At 43.0% G+C, this 19,224-nt stretch carries 13 protein-coding genes and 5 pseudogenes; 13 read left to right on the top strand and 5 right to left on the bottom strand.

Annotated elements, in window-relative coordinates; translation table 11 throughout:
• Positions 1–256 precede the first annotated feature (256 nt).
• Positions 257–361, top strand: a pseudogene (locus E2L07_RS17210) (hypothetical protein); the annotation flags it as partial.
• 243 nt (positions 362–604) lie between these two features.
• Positions 605–1,900, top strand: coding sequence for an NCS2 family permease (locus tag E2L07_RS17215; RefSeq protein WP_134230179.1), 1,296 nt, complete (start codon positions 605–607; stop codon positions 1,898–1,900).
• Between the two features lie 50 nt (positions 1,901–1,950).
• Here E2L07_RS17215 and E2L07_RS17220 read toward each other — a convergent pair whose 3' ends face one another.
• Together E2L07_RS17220 and E2L07_RS17225 are read right to left on the bottom strand one after the other, a co-directional pair.
• Positions 1,951–2,229: a Ger(x)C family spore germination C-terminal domain-containing protein gene (locus E2L07_RS17220; RefSeq protein ID WP_083757531.1), complete on the bottom strand. Its 279-nt coding sequence runs from the start codon at positions 2,227–2,229 to the stop codon at positions 1,951–1,953.
• A 214-nt stretch (positions 2,230–2,443) separates the two neighbouring features.
• Positions 2,444–3,781 (bottom strand): IS1380 family transposase, encoded by a 1,338-nt coding sequence (locus E2L07_RS17225; RefSeq protein ID WP_134229117.1) that lies wholly within the window; start codon positions 3,779–3,781, stop codon positions 2,444–2,446.
• A 143-nt stretch (positions 3,782–3,924) separates the two neighbouring features.
• On the opposite strand from E2L07_RS17225, the pseudogene E2L07_RS17230 reads away from it, so the two are divergent.
• Both E2L07_RS17230 and E2L07_RS21780 read left to right on the top strand, forming a co-directional pair.
• A pseudogene (locus E2L07_RS17230) lies at positions 3,925–4,065 on the top strand (iron chaperone); the annotation flags it as partial.
• A gap of 193 nt (positions 4,066–4,258) precedes the next feature.
• Positions 4,259–5,161, top strand: coding sequence for an NERD domain-containing protein (locus E2L07_RS21780; RefSeq protein WP_420897820.1), 903 nt, complete (start codon positions 4,259–4,261; stop codon positions 5,159–5,161).
• Positions 5,162–5,362: 201 nt separating this feature from the next.
• On the opposite strand, the gene hmpA is transcribed toward E2L07_RS21780, so the two are convergent.
• Entirely contained in the window at positions 5,363–6,586 is a 1,224-nt protein-coding gene (gene hmpA, locus E2L07_RS17240) for an NO-inducible flavohemoprotein (RefSeq protein WP_134230181.1), read from the bottom strand.
• A 132-nt stretch (positions 6,587–6,718) separates the two neighbouring features.
• Between hmpA and E2L07_RS17245 the strand changes: the two genes are divergently transcribed.
• The 4 genes and pseudogenes from E2L07_RS17245 to E2L07_RS17265 all read left to right on the top strand — a co-directional run.
• Positions 6,719–7,420: a Crp/Fnr family transcriptional regulator gene (locus E2L07_RS17245; RefSeq protein WP_134230172.1), complete on the top strand. Its 702-nt coding sequence runs from the start codon at positions 6,719–6,721 to the stop codon at positions 7,418–7,420.
• Between the two features lie 189 nt (positions 7,421–7,609).
• Positions 7,610–10,285: an alpha-amylase family glycosyl hydrolase gene (locus E2L07_RS17250; RefSeq protein ID WP_134230173.1), complete on the top strand. Its 2,676-nt coding sequence runs from the start codon at positions 7,610–7,612 to the stop codon at positions 10,283–10,285.
• A gap of 914 nt (positions 10,286–11,199) precedes the next feature.
• Positions 11,200–11,427: pseudogene (locus E2L07_RS17260) on the top strand (iron chaperone); the annotation flags it as partial.
• A gap of 235 nt (positions 11,428–11,662) precedes the next feature.
• A pseudogene (locus E2L07_RS17265) lies at positions 11,663–12,811 on the top strand (MFS transporter); the annotation flags it as partial.
• Positions 12,812–12,922: 111 nt separating this feature from the next.
• Here the strand turns inward: E2L07_RS17265 and E2L07_RS17270 are convergent.
• Positions 12,923–13,267 carry a DUF4181 domain-containing protein gene (locus E2L07_RS17270; RefSeq protein ID WP_010898221.1) on the bottom strand — a complete coding sequence of 115 codons (345 nt, stop codon included), beginning with the start codon at positions 13,265–13,267 and terminating at the stop codon, positions 12,923–12,925.
• 321 nt (positions 13,268–13,588) lie between these two features.
• On the opposite strand from E2L07_RS17270, the gene qoxA reads away from it, so the two are divergent.
• The 4 genes and pseudogenes from qoxA to qoxD form a co-directional block, all read left to right on the top strand.
• The gene (gene qoxA / locus E2L07_RS17275; protein ID WP_243854988.1) at positions 13,589–14,548 is read left to right on the top strand and encodes a cytochrome aa3 quinol oxidase subunit II; all 960 of its coding nucleotides are present in this window, start codon (positions 13,589–13,591) and stop codon (positions 14,546–14,548) included.
• A 33-nt stretch (positions 14,549–14,581) separates the two neighbouring features.
• Positions 14,582–16,525, top strand: a complete 1,944-nt coding sequence (gene qoxB, locus E2L07_RS17280; RefSeq protein WP_134230176.1) for a cytochrome aa3 quinol oxidase subunit I — start codon at positions 14,582–14,584, stop codon at positions 16,523–16,525.
• Positions 16,526–16,528: 3 nt separating this feature from the next.
• Positions 16,529–17,143 (top strand): cytochrome aa3 quinol oxidase subunit III, encoded by a 615-nt coding sequence (gene qoxC / locus E2L07_RS17285; RefSeq protein WP_053431125.1) that lies wholly within the window; start codon positions 16,529–16,531, stop codon positions 17,141–17,143.
• Positions 17,144–17,461: pseudogene (gene qoxD / locus E2L07_RS17290) on the top strand (cytochrome aa3 quinol oxidase subunit IV); the annotation flags it as partial. It abuts the gene before it with no gap.
• A 131-nt stretch (positions 17,462–17,592) separates the two neighbouring features.
• On the opposite strand, the gene ywcE reads toward qoxD, so the two are convergent.
• The gene (gene ywcE, locus E2L07_RS17295; RefSeq protein ID WP_134230178.1) at positions 17,593–17,874 is read right to left on the bottom strand and encodes a spore morphogenesis/germination protein YwcE; all 282 of its coding nucleotides are present in this window, start codon (positions 17,872–17,874) and stop codon (positions 17,593–17,595) included.
• 375 nt (positions 17,875–18,249) lie between these two features.
• Between ywcE and E2L07_RS17300 the strand changes: the two genes are divergently transcribed.
• Complete coding sequence (locus tag E2L07_RS17300) at positions 18,250–19,086, top strand: DUF368 domain-containing protein (RefSeq protein WP_010898227.1); 837 nt, start codon at positions 18,250–18,252, stop codon at positions 19,084–19,086.
• Positions 19,087–19,224: the final 138 nt, after the last annotated feature.

Raw genomic sequence — 19,224 nt, forward strand, 5'->3', positions numbered from 1 at the left:
CTTTCCTAAAGCCGCCTAGTCAATTTTTAAAAAAATAATGGCAATAGGTTTCTTTGTCATGCACATTTTTGAAAATACAATGAAAATAATGAGTGTGCAGGCCATTCCAATCCAATTTCCAGTAATTTTGGTTCATTTCACCCGGAAAATTGTTATTTATTCCGAGACTCTATCTAATTAAGGATCAGTAGCTACTGATACCTCGTATCGTACAGGAGGGCTCTTTCTGTTTCAAACCTCAAATTCTTTCATTACAGGAATGCTCCTTCACGAACTCTTGCGCCGCGGGGAAACCTATGGTTTAGCGACCCTCTGCATCGGTGGCGGGCAAGGCGTAGCGACAATCATTGAAAGAGCATAACGACAATGAAGCCAAAAGGGGATGACTCCTTTTGGCTTTTTACACTTTCCTAATTCAAGAAGGGTTCTGACTTAGCAGAACGACCTTTCTTTTTACGGTAGAAAAAGAGCTTTTTAAAGCGTAACCCCAAACACTCTAATCATTCAGCATATCTATTTACAGATTGCTCGTCCACGATTATAATACGTACTTGTGGATCTTTATGATCGGGCGGGAGAGGGAAACTGAATAAGGACTGTTATGATGGTCAAATGGATGAAAAACTATTTTGATTTGCCAGGTCATGAAACAACGCTAAAGCGGGAGTTTCTTGCTGGCCTAATCTCGTTCATTACCATTGTGTACATTATTGCTGTGAATGGAGCGATTTTGTCAGAATCAGGAATCCCTTTAGAGGCCGCAATCATTGCAACAATTATCACGTCGTTCGTCGGTTGTTGGTTAATGGGGTTTTGGGCGAATGCCCCCATTATCCTCGTACCGGGCATGGGAATTAACGCAATGTTTTCTTATACGCTCGTTCATTCCATGGGTCTCACATGGCAGGAAGCGTTAGCGGTCGTCGTCATTTCTGGGCTTATTGTGACGATCATTTCCTTTACACAACTCGCGCAGCTTTTACTCGATTCGATTCCAAGTTCACTAAAGCACGGAATTACGGTCGGCCTAGGGTTGTTTTTAGCATTAATCGGGTTAGAAAAGGGTGGTCTAATTACGCGGGGTGAAAATTCCCTACTTGCGTTAGGGGATTTGAGCAGCCCATTTGTCATTGCGACCTTAATGTCAGTCGTACTCGCCGTCGTTCTTTTCATGCGAAACGTTCCAGGCAACTTTCTTATTAGCATAATAGCCGGTACGTCAATCGCAGCGGTTTTAGGCGTGATCAGTTTCGACGAACTCACTACTTGGACTGTACCGCTAGATCAATACCCTAGCCTATTTGGGGCCATTTCATTTTCAGGATTCGGCAGCTTTTCGTTTTTCGTTGCTGTCTTTTCTTTAACCATGGTGCTGTTGTTCGAAAACATCGGGTTAATTAATGGTCACCTTAATATGACAAATCGTCCTGAGAAGTTTTCCCGTTCCTTTCAAGCAAATGGGGTCTCTATTTTCACGAGTGGAATTTTTGGCACAAGCCCTACTGTTGCAACGGTTGAAACGACAGCAGGAATTGCAGCCGGAGGAAGAACAGGAGTCACTGCGATTGTTACAGGAAGCTTGTTTTTGCTTTCGCTCTTTGCGATTCCTTTAGTGAAACTGATTCCAGGCAGCGCCATCGCCCCTGTGCTAATGATCATTGGTGGATTAATGGTACAGCAAGTAAAGCAAATTGATTTCCAGGATTTTTCAGAAGGATTTCCTGCTTTCCTTGTAATTGTCATGATCCCATTTTCGTATAGCATTGCGGACGGAATTGCATTCGGCTTTATCGCCTATCCACTGGTGAAGTTTGCATTAGGAAAAGCAAAAGAGGTTCCCATTCCTCTTTATGTGATCGCAACGTTATTTTTCTTAACGTTTGTTGCACACGTATATTAATCCTGTGAAACTCCACCCTTTCCACTATCCAAGGAGAGGGTGGGGTAACTCTATTGCAGCTCTTTTTTCGTTTTATTAATAGACTTTAACGGGTTGATCGTCACTTCAATTTCTTGAATCTCCGGTTGGTCTTTGTTATCTGACTTTTTCCATTGTTCGGGATGGAAGCGGTAAAGATAATCACGTACTTGAAAGACATCGGCTCCTAGTTCCTTCGCCTTGTTCATCGTAATCGTTACTTCTTGTTTGAGCATATCTTCTAGCTCTCTTTTAATTTCCTCAACCGTCATTTGGTTTGAGGAATAACACTTGTCATGTCCATTTGACATCTAAGTGTAGTGTGATTAAATCTAGAAGTGGTAAAGTCGCTTGAGATATACCTGAATCCGTGATAAAAAGCAGTGGTTCCATCGATTTTGATAAATCCTAATTTTCTTTCATTTCATTGCTTTTTAAGTTAAATACGTTCGTTTTTGAGTACACCAAATAAAACCTGCTCAGACATTTTTTTACAGGTCTTATTATCTATTCAGTTTCCTAGACTTATGTCGAAAATGAAAGATACAGACGCTTAAAAGTGGAAAACCAAGGACTATAGTTCCCGAATTTTAAGTAAACTTTCCGAGAGTGCTTAACAACTTTTGATGCCAGTGTAATTAAGTTCTGGATTACTGTTTTTACACGGCGACGAAAAACCTTTCTTTTAAGTGGTGCATCTCCTGATTTTAGGCTTTCTTGGCCAATAACCCGAAGGAGATTGTAGGTTAAACACCCAAGATGTAAGATCAATTCATTGGTGGCAAATTTACCCGAAGGAAAACGTTCTAGGTCTAAATCTGTTTTTAATTCACTGTGGAATTGTTCACAAGTGCCATGTTCGTGATATAGGCCAATTATTTCCTCTGTTTCATTAGGTAGGCTAGTCCAATAGCTCTCAAACTCAACATCTGGGACTAAGAGGATTTGTCCGTTTTTATCGATTGTCCTTTCCGTTACCTTATAAACTTGGCGAATGGCTTTTTTCATTCCCTTTGGAGTTGTTTCTAAAGCACCATAGAATACACGTTTTCCTTCTCGCTCCTGAACGCATTTGCCGAATTGTTCGGCTACCATGAGCCAGTTTTCGGGCTTTTCACGGCGAGGGTTTCGTTTAATTATAAAATCGGCCTTTTCATTGACACAAACTTTTAGATTTTCGACACTATCGTTTCCTGCGTCCATACGGACTAGTAACGATAGGTCCGTAATCATCCGAGAATAGTTAATACTGTTCTCAAGAAATTTCTCAGTATCCTTTTGAACGTGTGTGCTTCCTTCCCGAAGTTCCATATTTACAACGTAGCCTTCTAGACCTAAATAGGAAAAGTTAGGGGAATATCCATCACATCCTTTGTATGTGCGACTAACCCCTTCTTTCTTGGTATTTGAGTTATCAAATGGCGATACATCAATATCTAAAGGCACGTATGTTTTTTTATCACTAGTTACTGTTGGAGTGACAGGAGAATCAAATTGCCGTATTAGTTTAGCCGATTCTTCTAGAACAATGGATTTCCATCCAGTCACCTTGGCAATTTGATCGAGACGTTGCCGTAGTGTGGGACTTGATGGAACCAATTTAATATCCAATGCACGATAAAAGAAGGGATCGTCTCGAAATTGTTCGATATGGTCGAAATCATTCTTACCTTGACACAATAGACCCACATAAGAAGTGGTAACATCACCATTAAGAATCTTCGGAGATGACTTAATTTCTGGAACCTTCAAGGATGAAAAACGTTTGTGAAACTTTGTCTTTGATAAAAGCAAACCTATTAAACCAAGACCTGAATGGGTCGTCAATGTATCATCGGAATTTTCTAATATAAACTTAACCAATTTCTACACCTGCCTGGTGAAATAAAATTATCAACATAAATCAGCTGATAACATTATTATAACAGGCTTTGGAGGCAATGTTGGAAATGATTTCATCACGGATTCAGGATATATTCAATCATACATTTTTAGGAGGAATGAACTTGGAAGTTTTTGCAGAGTATTTAAAAGGCATCGATCACCCTGATCACCGCGATCGAACAGAGGAGATATTATCGTGGGTTGCTGCTACATTCCCAAATTTAGAACCTAAAATGAAGTGGAATACGCCGATGTTTTCCAATCAATCACAACCTTATCCAATAAGAAAAAAGGACAAACCACTCAATTTGTCGAAGTTCTTCATCTATTAAACCTCTAACAAACAGCAAAGGAGCCCTATATGATCGCCAAACCTCGCAAAATCCCTATTCATATATTGACAAATTAGAAGCTCTCCTCCGCCGAATCCCCGCTCATCATCCTAAAAAACTTCAAATTGAAGCCGATCTCGCCAAACGAAAAGCCGGTTACAAAGGAGAGTCCGCCCTCGATTATCATCTCAGCTTTCTGCCGCCAAAAGAGTACATCATTCTCCATGACCTTCGTCTACAAAGCGGCGAATATTTCTTTCAAATTGATACACTCATCCTCACTCCAACTTATATCCTCATCATCGAAGTGAAGCATCTCTATGGAACGCTCTCATTTGAACCCGAATTTCAGCAGCTCATCCGCACAACTCCTGATGCAGAAGACACATTTCCAGACCCCATTATTCAAGTCCAAAAGCAAGCTAGTCAACTGCGTCAATTTTTAAAGAAACTTAAATTCCCGGATATACCGGTTGAAACGCTGGTTGTGATTACGAATTCGCAAAGTCGTATATCCCTTTCCGACTCCACGACCTATACAAGAAAACATGTAATACGCGACACGGTATTGGTGAAGCGAATAGAGAAGCTGACCTCGCAATATACCACACTCATTTTCGACCCAAAGCTACTCAGAAAAGCAACTAGGATCTTACTTACCTCACATATGCCATCAACATTTGAACCGCTCGAATTTTACCGAATTGAGCTAGACCAACTATTAGGTGGGGTTCACTGCCCGAAATGTGATGCCCTTCCTATGCGGAGATTACACGGGAAGTGGGTATGTCCAAGCTGCTACTACCAATCAAAATTAGCGCATATAAATAGCTTAGTAGATTATGTGTTACTCGTAAGTGACACGATTACGAATAGGGAAGCGTGTGAATTCCTGAAAATAGCGAAAGATACTGCGAGGAGAATGTTAAAATCATTAAAAACTGTAGAGACTGGTACTACGAAGGATAAAAAGTTTGAGTTGGTCATAGATAATCTAGTAAAAAGCATAAAAAAAGAAGACATCTAATGAAGAAGATGTCTCCTTATTGGAACTACAGAAGAGTGTAGACGCTTAATTCTAGCAAACGAAACTTTTTATTTAGCAAACAACATAAGCATTCTAGCAAATAATTAAATAATCCAGCGAAAATCATCATTATTTTAGCAAACCCATACATTTAATGGGAAACAAAAAGGCTGCAGCATCAACTGCAACCTTTCCCCCTCACTACTTCGCCTCAACCTCAGCATCCAAACTCGCCGCTGGTCCAAAGAACTCATAATGTACGCGTTCGTCGCTCACGCCCATCTCAGCTAAATACTGCTTCATTACTCTCATAAATGGAACCGGTCCGCAGAAGTAGAAGTCAGCCTCAGCCGCCACGTCACCTGCTGCAGCTTTGAGCCATTTCAAATCAATCAAGCCTTTAAGATCAAACGCACCGCGCTCAACATCAGCTGTCGTCGGATTAGCATACACAGTGTAATTCTTCACCTGATGATTCGCACTAGCCAGCTCTTCCACATGCTTGCCAAATGCTTGCACCGCACCGTTTTCAGCTGCGTGGATGAAAATTACTTCACGCTCAGGCTGCACTTCAACCAATGTGTTCAGCATGCTCAACATTGGTGTCACGCCGACACCGCCGCCAATGAGGACAACCGGCTTCTCAGAATCTGTATTTAAAACGAAATCTCCGGCTGGTGCTGTCAGTTCAACTTTATCGCCTTCAACCACTTTTTCATGCAGGTAGCTTGATACGACGACATCATTTTCATGTTTTACGCTGATGCGGTAATAATCTTTTCCTGAAGCATCAGATAAGCTGTATTGACGTAGATGAGTATACTCGCTTTCCTCAGGCTTCACTTTAATCGTCACATATTGGCCCGCTTTAAATTCAGCAATCTTTCCACCGTCATATGGCTGTAAGTAGAAGGAGGTAATCACATCGCTCTCGACTACTTTTTTAGCGACGACAAATTCACGGAAATCAGCCCAGCCGCCAGCTTGATTTTCAGCTTCTTCATACATTTCTTTTTCCACGCCGATAAAGGCATTAGCAATCACGCCGTACGCCTCGCCCCAGGCAGCAAGAATCTCATCAGTGGCCGCATCGCCCAGCACCTCAACCATCGCATCAAGCAATGTTTCACCGACAATCGGATAATGCTCAGCTTTAACGCCAAGACTTCTATGCTTGTGACCAATCTGCTTTACAATCGGAATGATCTCTTCTAAGCGGTCGATATGAAGAGCTGCCGCATACACTGAGTTTGCCAACGCTGTTTGCTGACGGCCTTGTTTTTGATTCGCATGATTAAATATATTTAATAGTTCAGGGTGACGCTCGAATAATAGTTGATAAAAACGAGTCGTAATCTTTGTTCCGTGGACTTCCAATACAGGAACCGTAGACTTTATAATAGAAATAGTTTCTTTAGATAACATATGCACTCGCTCCTTTTCGTCTCTGTTTTCTACACTTATAAGTATAGTCGGCTGAGAAGTGGGAGGGTGTGATATACATCACAATAGATGTGACTAACTGGTGAAATCGAACAGGTGAAAGGAGGGACCTACGTGCTAAATAACGATAAGATTAAGGAATTACTAACTCATTTTCCACTCTTTAAACGGCTAAACGATACGGCGCTCGATCAGATTGTTGATATCTCAATATATCGAGAGTGGGGGCGGGGCAGTTATATTTTTATGCAGGATGAGCCGATTGAAAATGTGTATTTCATTTACAGGGGCCGCATCAAAATTTATAAAGCTGATAACCGCGGACGCGAGCAGATTGTGGCGATCTTGCGAGAAGGCGAGATGTTTCCTCATGTCGGTTTCTTCAGAAAAGGTGGCTATCCGGCTTATGCGCAGGTGGTCGATCATGCCCAGCTTGTCGTTATTCCGATTGGTGATTTTGAAGACATTCTCCGCAAAAATCCAGAGCTGTGCATCCAAGTGTTCCGTGTGCTAGGGGAGAAGATCGTTGACTTGCAAGACCGTCTTGAAGCACAGATCGTCAACAATACATACGAACAAATTATTAAACTGATTATCCGCCTCGGAGAAACGAACGGCGAGCCTGCAGAAGACGGAATAACAGTGATGAAATCTGATTACACCAATCAGCAGCTAGCAAAAATGATTGGTACGACGAGAGAAACGGTTAATCGCACGCTGACCAAGCTCCGTAAAGAAGGCCTATTAAAAGAAAACGAAGGAAGCAGGCTCTGTTTTGTTCGCGAAGAAATGGAGGGGAAGCTCTACGGCGAGTAGTGTTTCCTCTATAATAAATAAAAAAGACCTAGTCACTCCTATCTTTCGACACCCCGTCCTTCCCCCTTTGTGCAACCGATTGCCTATTTTTCAGAAAATTGTTGCATTATAAACCAAGACCATGCTACAATAAAAAGCAGTAAGCGGTTTCAAGACTGCTATAATTCAAGAAAAAGAGAGGAGAATAAGATGAAAAAGAGTGTAGTCTTAATCATGGTATTAAGCCTTTTATTATCGCTGTTTGTGCAACCGTTTGCACAAACGAACACCGCGGAGGCGGCAGGCGACCAAGTATACGATAAGGTTGTGCTGCGCGGGGAATCACCGCTGAGCTGGGACGGGGAGAATCACCCGCTCACATTTGATGAGTCAGAAGGCTTATGGAAAAGCGAGCCTGTTACTCTATCCGGCGGAATTCAGTTTGAGTATAAATTCGTCATGGATAACGAGTGGCTCGCTGGTGACAATTTGCGATTCCAGGTGCCGCAGACAGGTGACTATGAATTTTATTTTGACCCAAGCGACCAGCGTAAAGTTGACGTAAGGCCAGCTACCGAGTACGACGGCTCGATTACGCTCCAATTAACGGTGCCAGAAGAAACACCAGATTGGGCCGTACCGACAGTCGCAACGAGCAATAACAGCTTCAATTACAGCGTGACACCGCTAGAGCGGGAAGGCGAGACGTTCACCGTTACGTTAAATGGCCAGGCGGGGGAGGAGCTAGAGTACCGCTACGGGCTAGGTGATTCGAAGTATCGTGAAGTCATTGAGGCTAACCGCACCGCAACGTTTACTGAAGAAGGCACCGTTGTAGAAGACACGGTGACAGAATGGACAGGCCTTCCTGTGGCTAAAAATGTCTCTCACAACTTTAACCACAACCCGTTCATCCCATCGCCTAATGATGATGTTGAGATTACAGTAGAAGTGGAGCATTACGGCCCGATTGATGAGGGCGGAATCTACTTTACAACAGATGGAAGCACTCCGGCTGGCGCACGCGGGGAAGCAAGTTCTGGTGAGTTCTCTCCATTAGAGGTAGTCGAAACAAAAACAGAAAATAACTTGCAGCGCTCTACTTTAAAAGGAGTGATCCCTAAGCAAGCAGACAGCACGCCGGTGAAATATGTCGTTGACGTGTGGGCAGCTGACGGCGAGGGGTCTCAATATGCCGATACAAACAGCTTAACAAGCGCAGAAGCAACTGAGTTTGCCTACTATGTTGAGAATTACAGCTCACCAGACTGGGCGAAGGATGCAGTGATTTATCATATTTTTGTCGATCGATTTTATGATGGCAATCCAGATAATAATTTCGGGGTAGACCCAAGCCTTCCATTAGAAGAAGCATTAAAAGACTGGATGGGCGGAGATCTTGAAGGTGTACTTGCAAAGCTTGATTACATTGAAGAGCTTGGGGTAGATACGATTTGGCTGTCGCCAGTATTTGAAGGTCCATATTCGCACGGTTATCACCCGACAGACTTTATGGGGATTGATCCGAATTTCGGCACGCTTGAGGTATTAAAAGAATTAATTCATGAAGCGCATGATCGCGATATGAAAGTCATTTATGATTTTGTCCCGAATCACACTTCAAGCGAGCATCCGTATTTCCAAGATGCGCTTGCAAACGGGGAAGACAGCCCGTATTACGACTGGTATACGTTCTATGAAGACGGCACTTACGAGACATTTTACGGCATTGAAGAGCTGCCGCAATTTAATAACGACCATCCGGAAGCACGTGATTATATGTTAAATGAGGTTGTTCCATTTTGGTTAGAAGAGCTTGAATTTGACGGCTTGCGCTTAGATTATGCCAAAGGACCGAGCTACAGCTTTTGGGTCGATTTCCGTGATAAAGTGAAATCGATTGATCCTGACATGTACGTATTTGGAGAGGTGTGGGATAGCCGCGAGAAAATCTCGAGCTATGCTGGAAAGCTTGATGGTTCACTGGACTTTGGTTTCCACGATACATTTAAAGGAACATTTGCTTTTGACGGTTCGATGCAGTCTGTCGTGAACTATGTCGAAGAAAACGAAGCCGTGTACCACCCGGAATACATTATGACGACATTCCTAGATAACCATGACTTGCCGCGCTTCTTATATGAAGCAGGCGGTAACACAGACAAGCTGAAGTTGGCATCATTCACGCAATTTATGCTGCCGGGCTCACCTGTTATCTATTACGGAACAGAAGTCGGTCTCTCGCAAAGTGCGAACCATAATGAGTTTAACGACTGGAAAGACCGCTGGTACCGCGAGTTCATGATTTGGAATGAAGAAGAGCAGGATCAAGAATTGCTCAAACATTACCAAGAAATTATCGAGCTGCGCCAAAACCACTCAGCTCTTCGCACCGGTGACTTCCATGCGCATTCTGCAACGCGCGATGCTCTTCTGTTTGAGCGCAGTAATGAGGGAGAGCGTCTAATTGTTGCTGTTAATAAAGGAGCAGAAGCCGTGCTCGCATTAGATGAAGAGCTTGAGTTAGAGAATCTAGTAACAGGAGAGAGAATGACGGGTGACGAGTTGACTGTAGGAGCGAACTCATTTGCTGTGTATCAAGTTGTTGAGGAAGAAAAGGACATTGAACATGTCGTGCTGCGAGGCGTTCATGCTCAGGACATTGCTCTATCTTATGACGAGGCAGCAGGTGTGTGGCGTTCTGAAGGCATCCACTTGAAAAATAAGCAGAAGGTTACGTTCGAGTATGTGATAAACGGAGCGGAATCGACTAGTGAATTAACATTTACGCCTGATCGAGGCGGGAAATTCGAATTTATCTTTAATCCGGTGGAGCCAGAGCAAGTAACGGTGCTCCATCCGAGTGACAAGCGAGGTCAGAAATAAGAAAAAGTGCGCTGCGGCGCACTTTTTTTGTGTTGGGATAAGTCGATTTTAGCAATATAGGTGGTTATTTTAGCAAATTGAAGAGCGATTCCAGCAAATCAGCCATTTAACTAGCGAAAATCCAAATCATTTTAGCAAGCGCAGCAATATATTGGAAACTACTAATCTGCTCAAGCCGGCCGTAATTCGAACAGACACCTCGATAATTCAAACAAACAAATAGATTATTTGAACAAACCCCTCATTAATTCGAACAACTTTCCACTTAATTCGAACAAACGCAACTAAATATTGGAAACTAGCTCGTGCCATCCACCAAATTCCCCGCTTCTATCCGAACTAATAGTAATTATAAGGAACTTGACGATACCATCCTCACCTTTTTCATCCCAACCTTCCTCATTTTCCTAATCTCAAAACCGATTTATCCCATATTGGTCGCATAGTACGTGAATGTGGAAAAATGTCGATAAATCTGAATCGCCCCCGAGTAAACCGCGTCCTTACAGCCTTTAATGTGGAAAGGTTATCTATGTCCTACCAACTCATCACCCAAACTTATAACCATTTTCTCATATGTTACTTTAACGCACGAAAGTAATAACTTGATTTATAAGCCGGATGTTCTACTTTTATTCAGCTCGATGGACGGACAGCCAAAAGGGCAGTCGTTTGATTATAATGTGCTATGGCAAGCCATTGTTCATGAATATTTCAAATTTGTGAGCTTTCGGGGACTCGGTGCTAATGCACCAATAAATGTCCTGCGATGGTTAAAAAAACAGAAAAGAGGTATATGAAATGGCTTTTATACCGATCTTCATTTTTGTCATTTTTATTTTGGTGCTTGGAATCAGAGAGAAGATCATTCACAAACGAAACATCGACTCCATTCCCGTACGCGTCAACATTAATGGAATCAGAGGGGTACATTTATCATTGGCTTCTCCACCTCGAAACATCATTTGAGCGTTTCACCCGAAGAAATAGGCATTTCGCAATTTGCCGATGCTATTGCACAAGCGGGCTACAGCGCGACCAAAGGCTTGTTTCGAATTCCAGTCCATTACGAACTGCTTAAACAAATGATTGAGTTTAATATTCAGGATAAGGAAGGCTATTCCACTTTTTGGCGTAAATAAAAGGTATCCATGTTGTCGACTTCCTTCAGAGTTCCGCGATAAAATTTGACTGCAAACTTTCTGAGAGTGTTCACAAAGAAGCCTTGTTTCGTTTGTTGAAACGAGGCTTCCCGTAATCAATACAAGGTTTATAGCCGCTCGTGTGAAGGATCGTCTGCACTATCATCTTAAATAGATACATTCTACCCCCGATTATTTCACAAGAAGTGTAAATTGGGGTTTTGCACCTGAAAATTTGGCATCAAATGACATGCTAGGGGGCGACCGCTATGCAGGCATACCAGCTGCCCTATTAACGCTCGGTTCAGCTGCGGCTGCCTTTTTTGTTGGTCGATTATCCGATCGGTTCGGTCGACGAATGGGGCTAGGAACTGGCTTCTTGTTAGGGGGGGTCGGTGCGATCATCGTTATCTATGCGGCCGTAAGTAACAGCGTCATCCTTCTCTTTCTTGGACTGCTTCTAAACGGTGCAGGAAACGCCACCAACCTGCAGGCGCGTTATGCAGGGACTGATTTAGCAAAACCGAAACAACGAGCAACCGCCATTAGTATGGCGATGGTCGCGACCACTTTTGGTGCCGTTGCTGGTCCAAATCTAGTGAATGTGATGGGAGATGTAGCTGATTCCTTCGGTGTTCCAACTCTCGCTGGACCGTTTATATTAGCAACGGTCGCTTATTTACTAGCTGGATTCATCTTTTTTGTGTTTCTCCGTCCAGATCCATTTCTCGTTGCAAAGCAATCGTCAAACAAGAGGCTGATCACGAAAAACATAACCATTCAGCCAAAACAACAGAGAAGCAACTTATGTCAACCATCGCAAAACGGGGGATCATTGTTGGAACGACGGTCATGGTCTTAACCCAAATGGTCATGGTAGCGATTATGACGATGACACCCGTCCATATGCAACACCACGGGCACGGGCTACAAGAGATCGGTCTTGTCATTAGCATTCACATTGGAGCCATGTACCTTCCATCTCTTGTGACAGGTGTTCTCGTCGATAAGCTCGGACGAACAACAATGTCGGTAACCTCTGGCGTCATTTTACTTAGTGCAAGGACTGCTCGCTGCGGTTGCCCCTGGTGATTCGTTAGCCGTTTTGATCATCGCACTCGCCTTGTTAGGACTCGGATGGAATTTAGGGTTAATCAGTGGAACAGCTATGATTGTCGATGCAACCCATCCTGCAACCCGAGCGAAAACGCAAGGAACAATTGATGTTCTCGTCGGACTGTCGGGCGCAGCAGGAGGGGCTCTGTCCGGTATGGTCGTCGCCCAATCTAGCTATGCTACTTTGTCGCTTGCAGGAGGGACACTTGCCCTTGCTCTCGTCCCGGTCATGATTTGGTATTTGAAGAAAAATGCAAGAGCATCATAAACCTAACTATGAAAAAACATGTTTTGTTACACTCGCAAAACATGTTTTTTCTAGATTAACGACAGATGCCGCGATTCCATTAAGAAATTAAAAAAAGAGAGGGAGTTCCTTTTATGCAAAAAACAAAAAAGCTGTCATTCCAAACACGAGCCAGTGGGCAGCATCAAACAAATAAAGAAGATGTCGCTTCGAGTCTCTCTTATAAATCCATTGTTCGACTGAAAAAAGGAGATTAACAAGCACACCGATAAACGGGAACAGTAAAAAGAAGTTTACGGTTGGATAGATAAGAGGGACAAGGGCACCAACGGCGATCACAACATAAAAAAGAATCGCAAACTCTTTCCTTTCATGTTTATAGCTCCAATTCTTTTTTGAGATTTGTAGCTTTGTCTTTAAAAAGAACCTCAACATAATCCACAAACTGAGCATAATTAATAAAACAATTACTCTCATCTCATTGGCTCCTATCTTGGTTTTGGAAATGTATCTTAATGTAAGTATATCGTAGCTCCATCCTTTGAACAGGGGGGAAGTAACATCTCATAAAAGATAGGGAACTTTTTCAAAATTTATGTCTAAAAAATTATGTCGAATTTGTGATATTTTTCACGTAACCGTTTTAATTTCGGGCACTTTTTTTTCGAAAATGATAGGATGAGTACACATCCATAATGGCTCAGGATTTCGTCAACCGTTTTAGCTCTACATATTCATTATTTTATTGTCAAAGAAAGGTGATTACAGTTGAGTACACCATCGATCATTTTCAAGTGGATGGCTCTAGCGATGGTCGGTCTCGTATTAACTGGTTGTGGTAATTTAACTGTCCTAGACCCACAAGGTCCAGTGGCTGAACAGCAAAGCGATTTGATCATGTTATCCATTTGGTTCATGATCTTTATTGTGTTAGTCGTATTCGTACTGCTGACAGTTATGCTCGTTAAATACCGTGACCGCGGGAACAATGACAATTACGACCCGTCAATCGAGGGGAGCCACAAGCTCGAAATTATTTGGACTATCGTGCCAATCATCATCGTTACCATTCTTTCGATACCGACCGTGACGACCATTTATAGTTTAGAAGAGGCGCCAGAGGTGTCTGAGGTAAATGCCGAAAACATCCAAGTTGAGCCGCTTGTCATTCATGCGACGAGCGTGAACTGGAAATGGATTTTCAGTTATCCTGAAGAAAACATCGAGACTGTCAATTATGTTAACATTCCCGTTGATCGTCCCGTGCTGTTTAAATTAACATCTGCTGATTCGATGGCATCTTTTTGGGTACCGCATCTCGGTGGACAAAAATACAGTATGGCCGGCATGGAAACGGAATTGTATTTGATGTCTCATAATACAGGTACTTTTAACGGTCGCAACTCAAATTTCACAGGTGAAGGATTTGCTGAGCATCGCTTTGTTGTCAACGCCCTCACCGCAAGAGATTATGATGCTTGGGTCGAAGAAGTTCAGACGGAAGCTCCGCCATTATCGGAAGAAGAGTACGCACATCTGATGGTTCCTGGCCATGCAGAGGAGATGACATTTTCTTCTACGCATCTTGAGTTTGTCAATCATGCGGATGATCCCACATACTCACTTGAGAAACGAGCAGAACTCGGATATGAGGCATTAAATCCGCACTCAAGGGAAGGAAAAGCATATGAAATGCCTACACTTAGTCAACCGATCGACACGACTAGAACGTATGAAGTCGAATTGGATGATGAGTGATGGTGCAAACAGCGGAAGAGAGGAGTTTTACCGTTGAGATGGGATGAATTTATTGTAACGGGTGACCCGTTAATCCTTGCTGCGCAAATTTCTATCGGACTATCCGTGATTTTGACAGTGGTCGCCCTTACGTACTTCAAAAAATGGAAAGTGCTTTGGACAGACTGGATCACAACGGTTGACCATAAGAAAATCGGCATTATGTATATCGCGTGCGCCTTGTTAATGCTATTCCGTGGTGGTGTGGACGCCGTCATGATGCGCATGCAGTTGGCTGCTCCAAACATGACGTTTTTAAATAGCCAACATTACAATGAAATCTTTACGACCCATGGCACAATCATGATTATTTTCATGGCGATGCCGTTTTTGATCGGCTTAATGAACGTTGTCGTTCCATTGCAAATTGGGGCGCGCGACGTTGCTTTTCCGTTTTTGAACAATTTAAGTTTCTGGACGTTCTTTTTCGGAATGGCCCTTTTTAATATTTCCTTTATTATCGGGGGCTCCCCTGCTGCAGGTTGGACGTCCTACTTTCCGCTTGCCTCAAACGACTTCAGTCCTGGGGTCGGACAGAACTTTTATGCGCTCGGACTGCAACTTTCCGGAATAGGAACTCTGGCAACAGGAATTAACTTTCTCGTCACGATCTTAAAAATGCGTACAAAAGGCATGACACTCATGAAAATGCCGATGTTTACATGGACGGTTCTCATTACATCGCTCATTATCGTCCTCGCATTCCCGGTATTAACGGTCGCTCTGGCGATGATGACGTTTGATCGGTTATTCGGCACAGCCTTCTTTACGTTACAAGGACAAGGACTTGATATGCTTTGGGCGAACCTGTTCTGGATTTGGGGTCACCCTGAAGTGTATATTGTCATCCTGCCGGCTTTCGGGATTTTCTCGGATATTATTTCGACCTTTGCCCGTAAGAAGCTGTTTGGCTACAACGCGATGGTCGCTTCAATTGTTGTGATTTCCTTTTTAAGCTTCCTTGTATGGGTGCACCATTTCTTTACGATGGGGAATAGTGCAGCTGTGAACTCCTTTTTCTCAATCACAACGATGGCCATTTCGATCCCAACCGGCGTGAAAATATTTAACTGGATTTTCACGCTCCATAAAGGAAGGATTCGCTTTACCGTACCGATGCTTTGGTCCATTGGGTTTATCCCGAACTTTGTCATTGGTGGGGTAACAGGGGTCATGCTCGCGATGGCCGCAGCTGATTACCAATATCACAACACGTATTTTCTCGTGTCACATTTCCACTATGTACTCATAGCTGGAACCGTATTTGCCTGCTTTGCTGGTTTGATTTACTGGTATCCGAAAATGTTCGGGCACCGTTTAAATGAAACGATAGGTAAATGGGTATTCTGGGTTTTCATGATCGGCTTTAACGTATGTTTCTTCCCGCAGTATTTCCTAGGACTTGATGGAATGCCGCGCCGGATTTACACGTATTTAGAGTCGGACAACTGGTTCTCGCTTAATGCAATTTCGACGGCAGGTGCCTTTATGATGGCCATCGGATTTGCCCTATTTGTCTACAACATTTATTACAGCTGGCGTTATGAAAAGCGAGAAACGACGGGAGACCCTTGGGACGGTCGTTCGCTTGAATGGGCAACATCGTCTGCAGTACCACCATTTTATAACTTTGCAAAGTTACCGGAAGTCACTGATCGTGATGCCTTTTGGACGATGAAAGAGAAGGGCATTCGTCTACATGCCGATACGAATTATGAGAAAGTCCATATGCCAAGCAACACATGGCTTGGGTTTGTGATGAGCTTTATAATGTTTATTGCTAGCTTTGCCCTCGTCTTTAGCTGGTTTCCACTAGCGATCATTAGTGGCATCGGGATCTTTATTTGCATGATCATTCGTTCGTTTGATTACGATGAGGGGTATTACGTAAGCGCAAAAGAAATTCAAGAAATCGAAAGCAAAGCGAAGGGGGCGTAGCGAGTGGCGGCACATGAAACGATAAATCCGAATCAACCTCTTGAATATCAATCAGCTGAAGGCCGCAACAATATTTTAGGCTTCTGGATCTTTCTCGGTGCTGAATTCGCTTTGTTTGCAACATTGTTTGCTTCTTATTTCGTCCTTGTGGATCGCAATGCTGATGCTGTCCGAGCAGCAGACTTGTTTGATTTGAACCTTGTGCTCATCATGACATTTTTGCTGTTAACAAGTTCGTTCACATGCGGGCTCGCGATTCACGAGATGAGAGCCGGGCGAATGAACCGGATGTTCGTCTGGATTGGCTGGACTCTCCTTTTAGGTCTTGGCTTCGTCGGCTTTGAGATCTACGAATTTGTCCATTATGCCCATGAAGGAGCAACACTATCAGCAAGTGCCCATTGGTCTGCGTTTTTCCTTCTCCTCGGGACACACGGCTTGCACGTATCCATTGGAATTGGCTGGATTGTGCTTCTCGTCATCCAAATGAAAAAGCGCGGATTAACGCCACGAACAACATCGAAGTTTTTTATCGCAAGCCTTTATTGGCACTTTTTAGATGTCGTTTGGATTATGATTTTCACAGGCGTATACTTGCTTGGAATGGAGTGGATGTAAATGGCGCATGAAAAAGAAACAACGGCCACTCACAGTCACAGCTTTCCTTGGATGCACGTTGTTGGCTTTGCCCTTTCGATTATTTTTACGCTTTTGGCCGTATGGGTTATGAGTCAGACGCATTGGTCATGGAATGTTCGTGTGATCGTCATTTTCATCTTTGCCTTCATCCAAATGACGGTCCAGCTTCATATGTTCATGCATATGGGGGAAGGGAAGTCAGGAACCGTACAGATCGGTCATACGTGGTTTGCCATCGCCATTGCGGTTATTATTGTCGTTGGCTCTTATCTCGTATTAACGACAGGGCACCTTCATACCGATCATGAAAATCACTTGGATCATGGAGGTCATGAAAATCACATGAACCACGGGGAGCACGAAGATCACTCAGGACACTAAACATGAAATGACCTCGGTATTAGCCGAGGTCATTTTTTCTATAAACCCTAGTCCATTGATTCCGTGAATGTGCGAGATTTTGGACGAATGTGCGGATATGCATACAATACAAGAGCTGCAAAATGGGCAATAATAACGTTTACAAAAAAGGCGGTAAGAAAAACGGAGTGATGAAGGTCAAATAAAAACCCTTCAAACATGTGACTTAAAGCCAACAGCCACATGATAATAATAAACGGGATACTCGTTAACGCTATTTTTCGATGTTCAAGCCACAAAAATAATGGTGTGGCGCTTGCAACTAGCATATAAGCAAAAAACAAATCCATAGACAACTACTCCTTTCAGGCTTGAGCACACGAACAAATTGTGTCTAGATTGTGTCTTTAGCTAACTGTATCTTATCACAAATTTGTCACAATTGGAAGCGTTTACTGAAAATGAGGCTGATGCTTATCACTCATGAAGTCATAAAAAAGAAGGAGAGACACGTGAACTATCCCATACGAAAGTGTTGCTTGCTTCGATTTGTGTCCAAGACGTTTGTCATATTTTGAAAAAATACGTAAAATTCATAGGTTTATTGCCCAACGATAAATTTCTGTTTACACTTTAAGAATGCTGCACTTCTATAAAAAGAAGAAAGGATTAGAAACAATCGCTTTATCCTCTAATGATTCTATTACATAAAGGAGAAGAGAACTTTGTTTCAATGGAAAAATCTTTTTAAAGGAATGGCGATGGGAATTAGCGATCTTGTTCCCGGAGTCAGTGGCGGAACGATTGCATTAATTCTCGGAATTTATCAATCTCTAATCACCGCCATTAATGGTTTAACAACAAAACAATGGAAAAAGCATGTCATGTTTTTAATTCCACTTGTGATTGGAATCGGTTTAGCCCTGCTGACTGTTAGCCATATTATTAGTTGGTTGCTGAACGAATACCCTCAGCCGACGTTATTCTTTTTTATCGGCTTAATCATTGGAATCGTGCCGACCTTGTTAAAGGACATTAACTTTATACAATCATTTACCCCTATTCATTATGGGGTGCTACTTCTCGGTGCGATCATTGTTGGTGCTACAACCCTTCTAAAGGACAGCTCGCCTACCACCATTATGGACCAGCTTGCTATAGGGGATTATATCCTGTTGTTTTTTGCCGGTTGGCTAGCGAGTACTGCGATGATTTTACCAGGGGTCAGCGGATCGTTCATTTTTTTACTCTTAGGGGTTTATCCAACAGTTATTCAAGCTCTATCTACCTTTAACTTAGCTGTTCTATTCACCGTTGGAATCGGAATTATTCTCGGACTTGGGATTACGAGCCGGCTTATTTCCTACCTGTTTGTACAGTACAAAACAGCCACATACGCGCTTATGATTGGTTTTATCGCTGGGTCTGTCTTTGTCATCTATCCTGGGATGGCTGGGGACTTTTTTCTTATCTCACTTAGCGTGATTGCTTTTGCTCTCGGCGGAGGAACAGCGTATATGCTGCATATATATAAGAATAAGCAAGCAGGGGCGAATGGATAGGGTGAAGAATAAGGTAGTGTCAAAAGTTCTATGAAAAACTAGCACGGTTCATACTACCTACCATTTATTAGGTGGAAATGCCACGCTATCGCTCTTGACAAACACACCAATGGTTTATTCAGAGGTCAATCAAGGGCG

Origin of the sequence: Halalkalibacterium halodurans (genome assembly GCF_004376175.1) — a bacterium.
Lineage (GTDB): Bacteria > Bacillota > Bacilli > Bacillales > Bacillaceae_D > Halalkalibacterium > Halalkalibacterium halodurans.